Here is a 13,707-nt window from a genome sequence, read left to right on the forward strand (position 1 = left end):
TTGGTCAGCTCGCCAGCCGGTGCTCCTGCATCTGCTCCATCAGTTCACGGATCCATGTCATACGCAGTTTGCGCTCGGCTAATTCACGGGTGAATTTCAGGCGGGTTGGCCCTTCCAGCCGCCACTGCTGCGGGTCTTTCTGCAGCAGGCCAATCAGCCAGGTGGGATCAACGCAGTTCTTTTCGGCAAACTCAATAAAGCCGCCTTTCTCGCTGGCCTCAATACGTCGAATACCCAACTGCTGCGCATCCAGCCGTAACGCGGCGATATCCAGCAGGTTACGCGCCGCATCGGGAAGATTGCCGAAGCGATCGATCAGCTCCACCTTCAGGTCGTCCAGCTCGCGCCGATCGCTGGCGCTGGCGATACGCTTGTAGAAGGAAAGCCGCGTATTGACGTCGGGGATAAAATCATCGGGCAGCAGCGCCGGCATTCGCAGCTCAATATCGGTCTGGTTGCTGGTCAGATCTTCCAGTGAAGGCTCGCGGCCCTCCTTTAGGGCATCCACCGCATTTTCTAACAGCTCCATATAGAGTGAGAAGCCGATACTTTCCATCTGCCCGCTCTGATCCTCGCCCAGCAGCTCGCCCGCGCCACGGATTTCTAAATCGTGCGTAGCCAGCGCGAAGCCCGCGCCTAAATCCTCCAGCGAGGCAATCGCTTCCAGTCGTTTATGGGCATCGGTGGTCATCGCTTTTGGCGGCGGTGTCAGCAGCCACGCGTAGGCCTGATGATGCGAACGGCCTACGCGTCCGCGCAGCTGATGCAGCTGCGCCAGGCCAAAGTGATCGGCGCGCTCAATGATAATGGTATTCGCGGTGGGAATATCAATACCGGTTTCGATAATGGTGGTACAGACCAGCACATTGAAGCGTTGATGATGGAAATCATTCATCACTCGCTCCAGATCGCGCTCGCGCATCTGCCCGTGACCAATGGCAATTCGCGCCTCCGGCACCAGGTCCGCCAGCCGCTGCGCCGCTTTCTCGATATTTTCCACATCGTTATAGAGATAATAAACCTGACCGCCGCGCAGAATTTCACGCAGGATCGCCTCGCGCACCACCAGGCTGTCATATTCGCGGACAAAGGTTTTTACCGCCAGGCGGCGCGCAGGCGGCGTGGCAATAATCGACAGATCGCGCATGCCGCTCATTGCCATATTCAGCGTACGTGGAATCGGCGTAGCGGTCAGCGTCAGGATATCGACGTCGGCGCGCATCGCCTTGATCCGCTCTTTATGGCGCACGCCGAAGCGGTGCTCCTCATCGACAATCAGCAGCCCCAGATCGTGCCATTTTAGATCGCTCATCAGCAGCTTATGGGTGCCGATTAAAATATCGATCTTACCTTCACGGGCCTGTTCCAGCACCTGCGTCTGTTCTTTGGCGCTGCGGAAGCGGGAAAGCATTTCGATGCGTACCGGCCAGTTGGCGAAGCGGTCGCGGAAATTATCATAATGCTGCTGGGCGAGCAGGGTGGTGGGCACCAGCACCGCCACCTGCTTGTGGTTTTCCACCGCCAGAAACGCCGCGCGCATCGCCACTTCGGTTTTCCCAAAGCCGACGTCGCCGCACACCAGACGATCCATCGCCAGCGGCTGACACATATCGCTCAGGACCGCATGGATCGCCTGAGCCTGGTCCGGCGTGGTTTCAAACGGGAAGCTGTTACAGAACAGCTGATACTGCTCACGATCGTATTTAAAGGCATAGCCCGCTTTAGCGGCGCGCTGCGCATAAATGTCCAGCAGCTCGGCCGCCACGTCGCGCACTTTCTCCGCCGCCTTCTGACGCGCCCGCGACCAGGCGTCACTGCCCAGCTTATGCAGCGGCGCGTTTTCATCAGCGCCGCCAGCGTAGCGGCTAATCAGATGCAGCGACGAGACCGGCACATACAGCTTGGCGTCGTTGGCATAGGCCAGCATCAGGTATTCCGCCTTGATGCCGCCTGCTTCCAGCGTGGTCATGCCGATATAGCGGCCGACGCCATGCTCCAGATGCACCACCGGCTGGCCGGGATGCAGCTCCGCCAGGTTGCGGATCAGCACATCCGGGTTAATGGTGCGGCGGGTATCCTGACGGCGACGCGTGACGCGCTCGCCCAGCAGATCCCCTTCGCAGATCAGCGCACGCTGGCGCAGGTTATCGATAAAACCGCGCTCGCTGGCGCCAATAATCAGATAGCGGCCGGGCGCAGCGGCCTCGCTCAGACGCTGGATCGCTTTTGGCTGTAGCTTGATGCGCGCCAGCAGTTCCTGCAACGCTTCGCGGCGGCCTTCGCTTTCCACCGAGAAGATCACCGCACCGTCGAACGCCTCAAGAAAATGGCGCAGGTTATCCAGCGGCGCTTTGGCCTGCGGTTCCACCGCCAGCGGCGGCAGCGGCTGATACTCGAGGTTAGTATTCGCCGCTTTATCCGGCAGCGCTTCGCTGCTCATGCGGATACGCGGCCACTGTTTTAACTCAGCGAACAGCCCGTCAGTGCGCAACCACAGCGTCTCCGGCGGCAACAGCGGACGCATTGGATCCACGCGGCGGTTTTCAAAGCGCGCCATAATGTCCTGCCAGAAGCGCTCCGCGCTCGCTTCCAGATCGCCGGTGCTGACCACCAGCGTATTTTGCGGCAGATAGCTGAACAGCGGCACCAGCGGCTGTTCGAAAAACAGCGGCTGCCAGTATTCGATCCCGGCGGGCAGGGTGCCTTTACTCACCTGCTGATAGATATGCTCCGGCTCACGACGCACATCGAAATGTTCGCGCCACTGACTGCGGAACAGTTCGATAGCGGCTTTATCGGTGGGAAATTCGTGAGCGGGCAGCAGGTTAATCGCCTCTACCTCTTCCAGTGTGCGTTGGCTGTCGACATCAAACAGCCGCAGGCTGTCGATTTCGTTATCGAAAAAGTCGATGCGATAGGGTTGTTCGCTGCCCATCGGAAACAGATCGAGCAGCGCGCCGCGCGTGGCGTATTCGCCATGCTCCATCACTTGATCGACATGCCGATAGCCCGCCTGTTCCAGCTGGTCGCGCAGCCGGTCGCGTGATAGCAGCTGTCCTTTATGCATCACCAGCGCATGGCCGTGCAGAAAATCGTGCGGACAGTAACGCTGCATCAGCGTGGTAATCGGCAGGATCAGCACCCCGCGTTCCAGCGTCGGCAGGCGATAGAGCGTCGACAGACGGGAAGAGATAATATCCTGATGCGGAGAGAAGCTATCGAACGGCAGGGTTTCCCAGTCCGCCAGGCTTAATACCGGCTGGCGGGTAAACTGTTGGATTTCGTCCTGCAGGCGCAGCGAGGTTTGCATATCAGGCGCAATCAGCATCACCAGCCCTGGGTGACGCTCGGCGATTTCCGCACATTCAACGGCGCAGGCGGCGCCGGTTAGCTGTCCCAGCTGGCGTTGATCGTTTGCCGCAGCGGGCAGGGCATAGCGAATCTGTTCAGGCATAGTCGTTTCGACGTTCTCTCGGTTTATTTCAGGGGCACAATCATTCCACAGAACGCGGCGGGGATCATCTGCTGCGGCAGGCTTTTTGCCCGGAAGGCGTTCCCCGGGCTTGCTGGCGACCAACGGCGCTGCGCTTTAGCGCGCGGAGCGCGAAAGGGCATTTTCCGCGCGGCGATCGCTACTCACCCACTCCAGCTCTTTTTCCGCATGCAGACTCCAGGTGCCGTCGTCCCATTGAACATGATAGCTGGCGGGAAACTCGCCCTGCGCGAAGACCGCGACCACTTCACCGCGAATTTCACCAGACTGATGTTTGACAATAGCGCCTTTTAGATACTTACTCATAAGCGGCTCCGGTGCCAGCGGCACGGTTAATTAGTAACCTTAACCCTTTAAATATTAAGGGCAAGTATAGTGCAGATTAGTGGTTTGTTAGCGCTGACGCCGGGGCTTTTTTGTCAGACTAACCGCAGCGGAAAAATTCTGATGCATCTTTAACAGTCACTCGGACGGGTAAAGGTTCCATAAAACAAGCGGCTCCTTTATCATCCTGACTACTTTGCTTTTTGCTACGCATAAGACGGATCTCATGTATCAACCTGTCGCGTTATTTATCGGTCTGCGTTATATGCGCGGACGTGCCTCAGACCGCTTTGGTCGGTTTGTTTCCTGGCTTTCCACTATCGGCATTACCTTAGGCGTGCTGGCGCTGGTGACCGTTCTTTCAGTCATGAACGGCTTTGAGCGCGAGCTGGAAGGCAATATTCTTGGTCTGATGCCGCAGGCGCTGATCACCAGCGATAAAGGCTCAATCAATCCCCAACAACAGCCCGTCAGCAGCCTGCATTTACAGGGTGTACAGCGTATCGCGCCTTTAACTACCGGCGACGTGGTGCTGCAAAGCGCGCGCAGCGTGGCGGTGGGCGTCATGCTTGGCGTGCAGCCCGATGAGAAAGATCCGCTGACGCCCTATCTGGTTAACGTCCAGCAGCAGGCGCTGCAGCCCGGGCAGTACAACGTGATCCTGGGCGAGCAGCTGGCTGCTCAGCTCGGGGTTAAGCGTGGCGACCAGCTGCGTCTGATGGTGCCTTCCGCCAGCCAGTTCACCCCGATGGGCCGCCTGCCCAGTCAACGTCTGTTTAAGGTGGTCGGCACTTTCGCCGCCAATAGCGAAGTCGATGGTTACCAGATGCTAGTGAACCAGCAGGATGCCTCGCGGTTAATGCGCTATCCGGCGGGCAACATTACCGGCTGGCGCTTATGGCTGGATAAGCCGCTGGAAGTAGACAGCACCAGCCAGCAGCCGCTGGCGTCGGGGCTGGTATGGAAAGACTGGCGCGATCGCAAAGGCGACCTGTTTCAGGCGGTGCGCATGGAAAAAAACATGATGGGGCTGCTGCTGAGCCTGATTATCGCCGTGGCGGCGTTTAACATCATTACTTCGCTCGGCCTGCTGATCATGGAAAAGCAGGGCGAAGTGGCGATCCTGCAAACTCAGGGGCTGACGCGTCGACAAATCATGCTGGTGTTTATGGTACAGGGCGCCAGCGCCGGCATTATCGGCGCGCTGCTCGGTACGCTGCTGGGCGTGCTGCTGGCCAGCCAGCTCAACAATCTGATGCCGGTTATCGGTATGTTTCTTGATGGCGCGGCGCTGCCGGTGGATATTTCTGTCTGGCAGGTGATCGTCATCGCGCTGACGGCGATGGCGCTGGCGCTGCTGTCGACGCTTTATCCATCCTGGCGCGCTGCCGCCGTACAACCTGCTGAGGCTTTACGCTATGAGTGATTTGAATCTGTTACAGTGTAACAAACTGTGCAAGCGCTATCAGGAAGGGAGCGTGCAGACAGACGTGTTACGCGACGTCAGTTTCACTATGCGGCCCGGCGAAATGATGGCGATTGTCGGCAGCTCCGGCTCTGGGAAAAGTACGCTGCTGCATCTGCTGGGCGGGCTGGATGCGCCTACCTCTGGCGATGTGCTGTTCAGCGGACGTGCGCTAAGCGGCATGTCTTCGGCGCAGAAAGCCGAGCTGCGTAACCGCGAACTGGGCTTTATCTATCAGTTCCACCATCTGCTGCCTGATTTTACCGCGCTGGAAAACGTGGCGATGCCGCTACTGATTGGTAAAAAGCACAAGCAGGAGGCGCAGGATCGCGCGCTGGAAATGCTGCGCGCGGTAGGGCTGGAAAAGCGGGCGGCGCATCGGCCTTCCGAACTCTCCGGCGGCGAGCGCCAGCGCGTGGCCATCGCGCGCGCATTGGTCAACAATCCGCGGCTGGTGATGGCCGATGAGCCGACCGGCAATCTCGATGCCCGCAATGCCGATGCGATTTTCGATCTGCTGGGCGAGCTGAACGTGCGGCAGGGCACCGCTTTTCTGGTGGTAACCCACGATTTGCATCTGGCCAGGCGGCTGCCAACGCAGCGTGAAATGCGCGATGGCCAGCTCAGCGAGCAGATAACGCTGGCGGGAGCGCTGTAATGGCTTCACTATCCTTACTGTTAGCGACGCGCTTCAGCGGCGGCCGGCGGCGTGGGGGCATGGTTTCGCTGATTTCCGTGATCTCCACGCTGGGCATCGCATTGGGCGTGGCGGTATTGATCGTCGGCCTGAGCGCGATGAACGGCTTTGAACGCGAGCTGAATAACCGCATTCTGGCGGTGGTGCCGCACGGCGAAATCGAGCCGGTTAACGGGTCGCTCGCCGGCTGGCAACAGCTGCTGCCGCGCATGGAGCAGGTGCCGGGCATCGCGGCCGCCGCCCCTTATATTAATTTTACCGGGCTGATCGAAAGCGGCGCAAAGTTACAGGCGATTCAGGTTAAAGGGGTCGATCCGGCGCAGGAACAGCGCCTGAGCGCGCTGCCGCAGTTCGTGCAGAATAATGCCTGGTCCCGCTTCAGCGCGGGTAAACAGCAAATCATTATCGGCAGCGGTGCGGCGAAATCGCTGGGCGTCAAACAGGGCGACTGGCTGACGGTGATGATCCCTAATAGCGACGGGCAGAATAAGCTGCTACAGCCGAAGCGTATTCGCCTGCAGGTTAGCGGTATTCTGCAGCTGAGCGGGATGCTCGATCACAGCCTGGCGCTGGTGCCGTTGACCGATGCGCAAAAATATCTCGATATGTCGGACAACGTGAGCGGCATTGCGCTAAAAATGATCGACCCGTTCAATGCCGTGAAGCTGGTACGCGATGCCGGTGAGGTGACGCATGCCTACGTTTATATTCGCAGCTGGATCGGCACCTATGGCTATATGTACCGCGATATTCAGATGATCCGTGCCATCATGTATCTGGCGATGGTGCTGGTGATCGGGGTGGCCTGTTTTAATATCGTTTCCACGCTGGTGATGGCGGTGAAAGATAAAAGCAGCGATATCGCCGTGCTGCGTACGCTGGGGGCGAAAGATGGCCTAATTCGGGCGATTTTTGTTTGGTATGGGCTGCGCGCCGGCCTCACGGGCAGCCTGAGCGGCGCGCTGGTGGGCGTGCTGGCCGCGCTGAACCTGACGCCGCTGATGCGTGGAATAGAACATCTGACCGGACATCATTTTCTGTCCGGCGATATCTACTTTATCGATTTTCTGCCGTCGGAACTGCACTGGCTGGATGTGATCTCGGTACTGGCGACCGCTATCGTCCTGAGCCTGGTCGCCAGCTGGTATCCGGCGCGGCGCGCCAGCCGTATCGATCCGGCTCGCGTATTAAGCGGACAGTAGTATCGTGACAGGCGAAAATTTCTATTACGGTTTTGATATGGGCGGCAGCAAAATAGCCCTGGGCGTTTACGACGCGCAGCGCCAGCTGGTATGGAGCAAGCGCGTCCCGACGCCGCGTGACGATTATGCGCAGTTGCTGCAGAGCTTTATCAGCCTGACGGCTGAAGCGGACGCGGTAACCGGCCAGCGCGGCAGCATCGGCGTGGGCGTGCCGGGTCTGCCGAATCCTGACGACGGCACGCTGTTTACCGCCAACGTGCCGGCGGCGCAGGGGCAACGGCTGGGTTACGATCTCAGCGAACGGCTGGGGCGTGAAATCCGCATTGATAACGATGCTAACTGCTTCGCACTCTCCGAGGCATGGGACGATGAGTTTCGCGCCTACCCAGTGGTGTTGGGGTTAATCCTCGGTACTGGCGTCGGCGGCGGGCTGGTGGTTGACGGCAAGCCGGTATCCGGGCGCAGCTTTATTACCGGCGAAGCGGGGCATATGCGCCTGCCAGTTGATGCGCTTGCGGTGCTGGGGCCGGATATTCCGCTGCGCCAGTGCGGCTGCGGCAAACGTGGCTGCATCGAAACGTATCTTTCCGGCCAGGGTTTCTCCTGGCTTTTTCACCATTTTTATCAGCAGACGCTGAGTGCGCCCACCATTATTGAACGCTATTATCAGGGCGATCCACAGGCGCAGGCGCATACCGTGCGCTTTCGCGCGCTGCTGGCGGTTTGTCTCGGCAACCTGCTGACCCTGCTCGATCCGCATTTAGTGGTGCTGGGCGGCGGGTTGTCAAATTTCGCAGCGCTCTATGACGGGCTGGCGGAGCAGGTGCAGCCGCATCTGCTGCCGCGGGCGAAGCCGCCGCGCTTTGCTCAGGCGCGTCATGGCGATGCGGGAGGAATGCGCGGTGCCGCATTCCTGCATCTCAGGTAACTTAAGGAGTTTTTATGCGCACACCCCGTCGCCGTTTACGTATTGCGCGCTTCCGTAAAAGCAGGCGCAAGATGCATCAGCGCTTCCGGCAGCGTATTTTTGAGCGCGATCGTAACGCTGAGCTGGCGGCTCATCCGCAGCCTCGGGTGGTGGTGTTGACCGGTGCGGGCATTTCTGCTGAATCGGGCATTCGTACTTTTCGTGCCGACGACGGGCTATGGGAAGAGCATCGTATTGAAGATGTCGCCACGCCGGAAGGGTTCGCGCGTAACCCGGTGCTGGTACAGGCGTTTTATAATGCGCGCCGTCGCCAGCTGCAGCAGCCGGAGATCCAGCCTAACGCTGCGCATCAGGCGCTGGCGGAGCTGGAATCGGTGCTGGGCGATAACTTTCTGCTGGTGACGCAGAATATCGATAATCTGCACGAGCGTGCCGGCAGCCAGCGCGTGCTGCATATGCATGGCGAGCTGCTCAAGGTGCGCTGTGAGATGAGCGGCCAGGTGCTGGAATGGACCGGCGATTTAAGCGCCGACGACCGCTGCCACTGCTGCCAGTTCCCCGCTCGCCTGCGTCCGCACGTGGTCTGGTTTGGCGAAATGCCGCTGGGAATGGATGATATCTATCAGGCGATCGCAGAGGCAGACTATTTTCTGGCGATCGGCACTTCCGGACATGTTTATCCAGCCGCAGGCTTTGTCCATGAAGCGAAACTGCAGGGAGCGCATACCGTTGAGCTGAATCTGGAGCCGAGCCAGGTCGGCAATCAGTTTGCTGAGAAGCACTACGGGCTGGCGAGCGAAGTGGTGCCTGCCTGGGTGGAGAAGTTTCAGAAAGGGCTGTACCGGCTGGTGTGATCTTAGCCGCAGGCCGCCGTCAGCGGCAGATTCCGGCGTTACGGTAACGCGAATATAAGAGACGGAAATTCAGGGCATCCGGGAGGCCTTCCCGAATGCCCTTTTTAACGCCTGGATGATGCGTTTTATACCATAAGGCGCTGAAGTACATCAGGATTAAAAATTAATGATTCTTAATGGCGCAGGAAAAGTCGTCAGAAAAAACCGGTAATTTTGAAGAGGAAGCAGGGGGTTGGGTTCCCTGGGCCACCGTCCAGTGTCCAATAACAGTTTATAAACCAGTCAATAAAGTCTTTTCGGCATGGGAAAGAGGTGCAGCCATAATTCGGATCGAAAAAGATAATGCCTGGCCTGTTAAGAGCGATAACGACAGCATGGCCTATGGGGCCGTTAAAAAAAGTCATTAATTCGTAACGGTACGACGATGCTGCCAGTTCTTGTGAGACGCGAGCAATAATATCTGAAGTGATAATATTGGACATGGTGATGGTTAAGTCGGTTGAATGCAGAATACGAGATATGATGCGGTGGTCCATAGCCTGAAGATTTTCTACAGTCGCTATGGTACCGGGGAGCAACATAGTGCTGGGGAAAGCGATATACTGGCCCAATTTATGCATTTTCATCCAGTGAAAGGCGAGTCCTAAACAGGCGCCTCTACCATTGGTACAACCAAACTTCATGGGATAGTTTCTACTTTGGTTAAACGAGTAAATATTTTTCCCATTGTAGAGATCCGCTTTAGGTAACATAACTTTTCATCCTTATAAGTATTGATTGCGCGTCACTGCGCTGGGTTACTGCTGATAAACTGCTTATCGTGCTACGCCAGCGCCACCTTCAGCGAGGTGGCGCTGGGTTAGCAATATAAAATAGCGCCTTACGGCATCGAGGTTTAGCGTCCCGCTTTCAGCTTCTGGAACAGCATCTCGTACTGCACGCTGGCATCGCCGACGTCATCCTGCCATTCGCCTTTTTTAATCACTTCTTCAGACGGGTAGAGCGACGGATCGTTAGCCACCTTGGCTGGCAGCAGCTTTTTCGCCGCCAGGTTCGGCGTCGGGTAACCGATGGTTTCCGCTACCTGCGCGGCGATGTCCGGGCGCAGCAGGAAGTTAATCAGTTTCAGCGCGCCCTCTTTGTTTTTCGCATTCGCCGGGATAGCCAGACTATCCATCCAGAAGATGCCGCCTTCTTTCGGCCATACCACTTCCAGCGGCGTGCCCGCCTGTCGTGCGACATAAGCCGAACCATTCCAGATCATTCCCAGATTCACTTCGCCTTCCATAAAAGGATTGCCGGGGTTATCGGAGTTAAACGCCAGCACGTTCGGCATCAGCTTTTTCAACTCTTCATAAGCGGCGTTGATCTCTTTAGCATCGCGTGTATTGCCGGAATAGCCCAGCTTACGCAGCGCCATCTGAAAGACTTCACGCGCATCGTCGGTCAACAGCAGGCTCTGCTTATATTGCGGGTTCCACAGGTCGGCCCAGCGGGTGACGCTTTTCGCATCCATCACATCGCTGTTTACGCCAATAGCAGTAGCGCCCCAGATGTAGGGGATCGAATAGTCATTGTTAGGATCGAACGGCTTATTCAACAGGTTCGGATCAAGATTGCTGAAATTGCTCAGCTTGCTCTTATCGATCTTCTGGATCATGCCTTCGTTGCGCATTTTCGCCACGAAATAGGTAGAAGGCACCACCAGATCGTACGCGCCGTCCTTATAGGTTTTCAGCTTGGCGTACATGCTTTCGTTCGATTCGTAGGTGGAATAGATCACCTTAATACCGGTCTCTTTGGTGAACTGTTCCAGCAGCCCCGGCGGTACATATTCAGTCCAGTTATAGAAATAAAGCGTCTTGCCGTCATCAGCGGCCTGCGCGCTCTGTAAGCCCAGCGCCAGCGCCCCAGCCGCCAGCCAGTAACCCCATTTCTTCATGACTTTTCCTCTTACTTAGTTTTATCACGCAGCAACAGCTGACTCGCGGCCACCAACAGCAGCGACAGCACCATCAGGATGGTGGCCAGCGCGTTCACCTCCGGCGAAACGCCGACTTTTACCATTGAATAGATTTTCAGCGGTAGAATTTCAAAACCCGGTCCGGTCACAAATGAGGAGACCACCACGTCATCCATCGACAGGGTAAAGCTCAGCAGCCAGCCAGCGGCAACGGCCGGCATCGCCAGCGGCAGAATAATTTTGCGCAGAATGGTGGCCTCGCTGGCGCCTAAATCACGCGCCGCCTCCAGCATTCTGACATCGAAGCCTTTCAGTCGTGAGTAAACGGTGATCACTACAAACGGCAGGCAAAAAGTAATATGCGAAACCAGCAGCGACCAAAAGCCCAGCGAAATGCCCAACAGCATAAACAGCACCAGCAGGGAGATCGCCATGACAATATCGGGCGACATCATTACCACAAACAGCATACCGCTGACAAACGGCTTGCCGCGAAAGCGATAGCGGTAGAGCGCTACCGCCGTCAGCGCGCCAATTAGCGTAGCGAAACTGGCCGAAAGCACGCCCATCACCAGCGAGTGCTGCGCCGCCTGGATCAGGCTGTCATTGTGCATTAACAGCGTATACCACTGGGTACTGAAGCCCTGCCAGTTAATGCCGAAGCGCGACGCGTTAAAAGAGTTAACGATCAGGATCACAATCGGGATATACAGCCAGGCGTAAATGAGAAACATAAAGCCGCTGCGTAATGTTTTGCCCATTAGTCCAGCTCCACTTTCTTATTCAACATACGCGCCGCACGCCAGTAGAATAGCAGCATCAGGCCCATCACCAGCGTCAGAACAATGCTGGTGGCCGCGCCGAACGGCCAGTCGCGAATATTCAGGAACTGGCTTTTAATCACATTGCCGATCAGCAAGTTTTTCGCGCCGCCCATCAAATCGGCGACGAAAAACAGCCCCATCGCCGGCAGCAGCACCAGCAGGCAGCCAGCGACAATGCCCGGCATCGTCAGCGGCAGGATAATGCGCCAAAAGGTTTGCAGTTTACTGGCGCCGAGATCGCGCGCCGCCTCCAGGCAGGACGTGTCCAGCTTTTCCAGGCTGGAGTAGAGCGGCATCACCATAAACGGCAGCAGGATATAGACCAGCCCCAGCACCACCGCTTCTGAGGTATACATAATGCGGAACGGCTTGTCGATCATCCCCAGCCATAGCAGAAACTCATTCAGCCAGCCGCGGGTGCTAAGGAAAATTTTCAGCCCGTAAATGCGGATCAATGAGTTGGTCCAGAACGGCACAATCAGCAGAAACAGCATAACCGGGCGGATGCGCGCCGACAGCTTCGTCAGGCACCAGGCGAAGGGATAACCCAGCAGCAAACAGCAGAGCGTGGCGATCAACGCCATATTCAGCGAATGCAGCAGCACCGAACCATATAGCGGGTCAAGCAGCCGGGTATAATTATCGAAAGTCAGCGCCAGACGAACAAAACTGGCGTCATCACGCTTCATAAAGCTGGTGGCGATGATCATCAGATTGGGCAAAAAGACAAACAGCAGCAGCCAACCGACAATCAGCGTGATAATCGTTTTCTGGAAGCGATTACGCATTATTTTCATCGGGCAGCACCACCTCCCAGCTTTCAACCCAGGTAATCGCCATCTTTTGATTCAGCGAGTGGTCAAAATCGGGATCGTCCTCGTTAAAGAACTCGCTGACGGTGACCATCTTGCCGTTTTCCAGCTCAACGGTGGATTCCAGCGTCATGCCTTTATAGTTGCGTTCGCGAACAAAGCCCACCAGGCCTTCCGCGCGCTCGCTGTCGTTGATCTCTTCAACGCGCAGATCTTCCGGGCGCAGCAGAACATGCAGATGTTGGCCGACGCTGACCGGGAAAGGCACCAGAATATCGCATTCGCGTCCTTCTACGCGAGCGCGTACGCGCTGATCGTCCAGCGGCGCGATAACTACCGTATCAAACACGTTGATCTCGCCGATAAAACGCGCCACAAACAGGTTGGCCGGCTCTTCATAAATCTCACGCGGCGAGCCGTCCTGCTCAATGCGACCGTCGCGCAGTACCACGATGCGATCCGACATGCTGAGCGCCTCTTCCTGATCGTGCGTGACGAACACAAAGGTGATGCCCAGTTTGCGCTGCAGCGCTTTCAGCTCGTTCTGCATCTGCTTGCGCAGTTTGTAATCCAGCGCCGAAAGCGACTCATCCAGCAGCAGTACTTTAGGGCGGTTTACTACCGCGCGCGCAATGGCGACGCGCTGCTGCTGTCCGCCGCTGAGCTGGTGCGGCCGCCGATCGGCGAAGCTGTCCAGTTGCACCATCGCCAGCGCGTCGTTAACGCGCGTGGTGATCTCGGCCGCCGGCGTTTTCTGCATGCGCAGGCCAAACGCGACGTTTGCAAAGACCGACATATGCGGAAACAGGGCATAGCTCTGGAAAACGGTATTAACGTGGCGGTGCTCGGCGGGCGTGGCGGTAATGGTTTCGCCATCAAGGATGATCTCGCCGCTGTCGGTCTCTTCAAGGCCGGCAATCAGACGCAGGATAGTGGTTTTGCCACAGCCCGAGGGGCCCAGCAAAGTAATAAACTCGCCGTGGTGTATGGTCAGGTTAAAATCAGCAATAATTTCTTTGCCGTCAAAAGCTTTACTGATGCCAGAAAGCGTAACCAGCGCCGTTTGCGCGCGTGTTTGCGTCATTTTAGTCACTCAGCCCGAAGTTATCGGCAGTCAGGGCTGCCTGTAGGTGTGTAGAGCCGGT

General features: G+C 57.2%; 12 protein-coding genes. 5 read left to right on the top strand and 7 right to left on the bottom strand.

The annotated features are described in order from the left end of the window. Positions 1-4: 4 nt before the first annotated feature. Both mfd and K6958_RS08715 read right to left on the bottom strand, forming a co-directional pair. The gene (gene mfd / locus K6958_RS08710) at positions 5-3,454 is read right to left on the bottom strand and encodes a transcription-repair coupling factor (protein WP_249894267.1); all 3,450 of its coding nucleotides are present in this window, start codon (positions 3,452-3,454) and stop codon (positions 5-7) included. A 135-nt stretch (positions 3,455-3,589) separates the two neighbouring features. After that, the gene (locus K6958_RS08715) at positions 3,590-3,799 is read right to left on the bottom strand and encodes a hypothetical protein (RefSeq protein WP_249894268.1); all 210 of its coding nucleotides are present in this window, start codon (positions 3,797-3,799) and stop codon (positions 3,590-3,592) included. Between the two features lie 244 nt (positions 3,800-4,043). Between K6958_RS08715 and lolC the strand changes: the two genes are divergently transcribed. Genes lolC through cobB form a run of 5 tightly spaced genes read left to right on the top strand, consistent with a single transcriptional unit; the run spans position 4,044 to position 8,963 of the window. Beyond that, complete coding sequence (gene lolC / locus K6958_RS08720; protein WP_249894269.1) at positions 4,044-5,243, top strand: lipoprotein-releasing ABC transporter permease subunit LolC; 1,200 nt, start codon at positions 4,044-4,046, stop codon at positions 5,241-5,243. Continuing rightward, the gene (gene lolD / locus K6958_RS08725; RefSeq protein WP_249894270.1) at positions 5,236-5,940 is read left to right on the top strand and encodes a lipoprotein-releasing ABC transporter ATP-binding protein LolD; all 705 of its coding nucleotides are present in this window, start codon (positions 5,236-5,238) and stop codon (positions 5,938-5,940) included. The genes lolC and lolD overlap by 8 nt, the downstream gene beginning before the upstream one ends. Next, positions 5,940-7,181 carry a lipoprotein-releasing ABC transporter permease subunit LolE gene (lolE, locus tag K6958_RS08730; RefSeq protein ID WP_249894271.1) on the top strand — a complete coding sequence of 414 codons (1,242 nt, stop codon included), beginning with the start codon at positions 5,940-5,942 and terminating at the stop codon, positions 7,179-7,181. Before lolD ends, lolE begins: the two co-directional genes overlap by 1 nt. Positions 7,182-7,218: 37 nt before the next feature. After that, complete coding sequence (gene nagK / locus K6958_RS08735) at positions 7,219-8,109, top strand: N-acetylglucosamine kinase (protein WP_249894642.1); 891 nt, start codon at positions 7,219-7,221, stop codon at positions 8,107-8,109. A 14-nt stretch (positions 8,110-8,123) separates the two neighbouring features. Then, positions 8,124-8,963, top strand: a complete 840-nt coding sequence (cobB, locus tag K6958_RS08740) for a Sir2 family NAD+-dependent deacetylase (protein WP_249894272.1) — start codon at positions 8,124-8,126, stop codon at positions 8,961-8,963. 194 nt (positions 8,964-9,157) lie between these two features. On the opposite strand, the gene K6958_RS08745 is transcribed toward cobB, so the two are convergent. From K6958_RS08745 to potA, 5 genes are all read right to left on the bottom strand, one after another. After that, positions 9,158-9,715 (bottom strand): YopT-type cysteine protease domain-containing protein, encoded by a 558-nt coding sequence (locus K6958_RS08745; RefSeq protein ID WP_249894273.1) that lies wholly within the window; start codon positions 9,713-9,715, stop codon positions 9,158-9,160. 143 nt (positions 9,716-9,858) lie between these two features. Then, positions 9,859-10,905, bottom strand: a complete 1,047-nt coding sequence (potD, locus tag K6958_RS08750) for a spermidine/putrescine ABC transporter substrate-binding protein PotD (protein ID WP_249894274.1) — start codon at positions 10,903-10,905, stop codon at positions 9,859-9,861. 11 nt (positions 10,906-10,916) lie between these two features. Continuing rightward, entirely contained in the window at positions 10,917-11,687 is a 771-nt protein-coding gene (gene potC / locus K6958_RS08755; RefSeq protein WP_249894275.1) for a spermidine/putrescine ABC transporter permease PotC, read from the bottom strand. After that, positions 11,687-12,547 (bottom strand): spermidine/putrescine ABC transporter permease PotB, encoded by an 861-nt coding sequence (gene potB / locus K6958_RS08760; RefSeq protein WP_434085201.1) that lies wholly within the window; start codon positions 12,545-12,547, stop codon positions 11,687-11,689. Before potB ends, potC begins: the two co-directional genes overlap by 1 nt. Further along, the gene (gene potA / locus K6958_RS08765; RefSeq protein WP_249894276.1) at positions 12,531-13,646 is read right to left on the bottom strand and encodes a spermidine/putrescine ABC transporter ATP-binding protein PotA; all 1,116 of its coding nucleotides are present in this window, start codon (positions 13,644-13,646) and stop codon (positions 12,531-12,533) included. Before potA ends, potB begins: the two co-directional genes overlap by 17 nt. Positions 13,647-13,707: the final 61 nt, after the last annotated feature.

Source organism: Mixta hanseatica (assembly GCF_023517775.1).
GTDB lineage: Bacteria > Pseudomonadota > Gammaproteobacteria > Enterobacterales > Enterobacteriaceae > Mixta > Mixta hanseatica.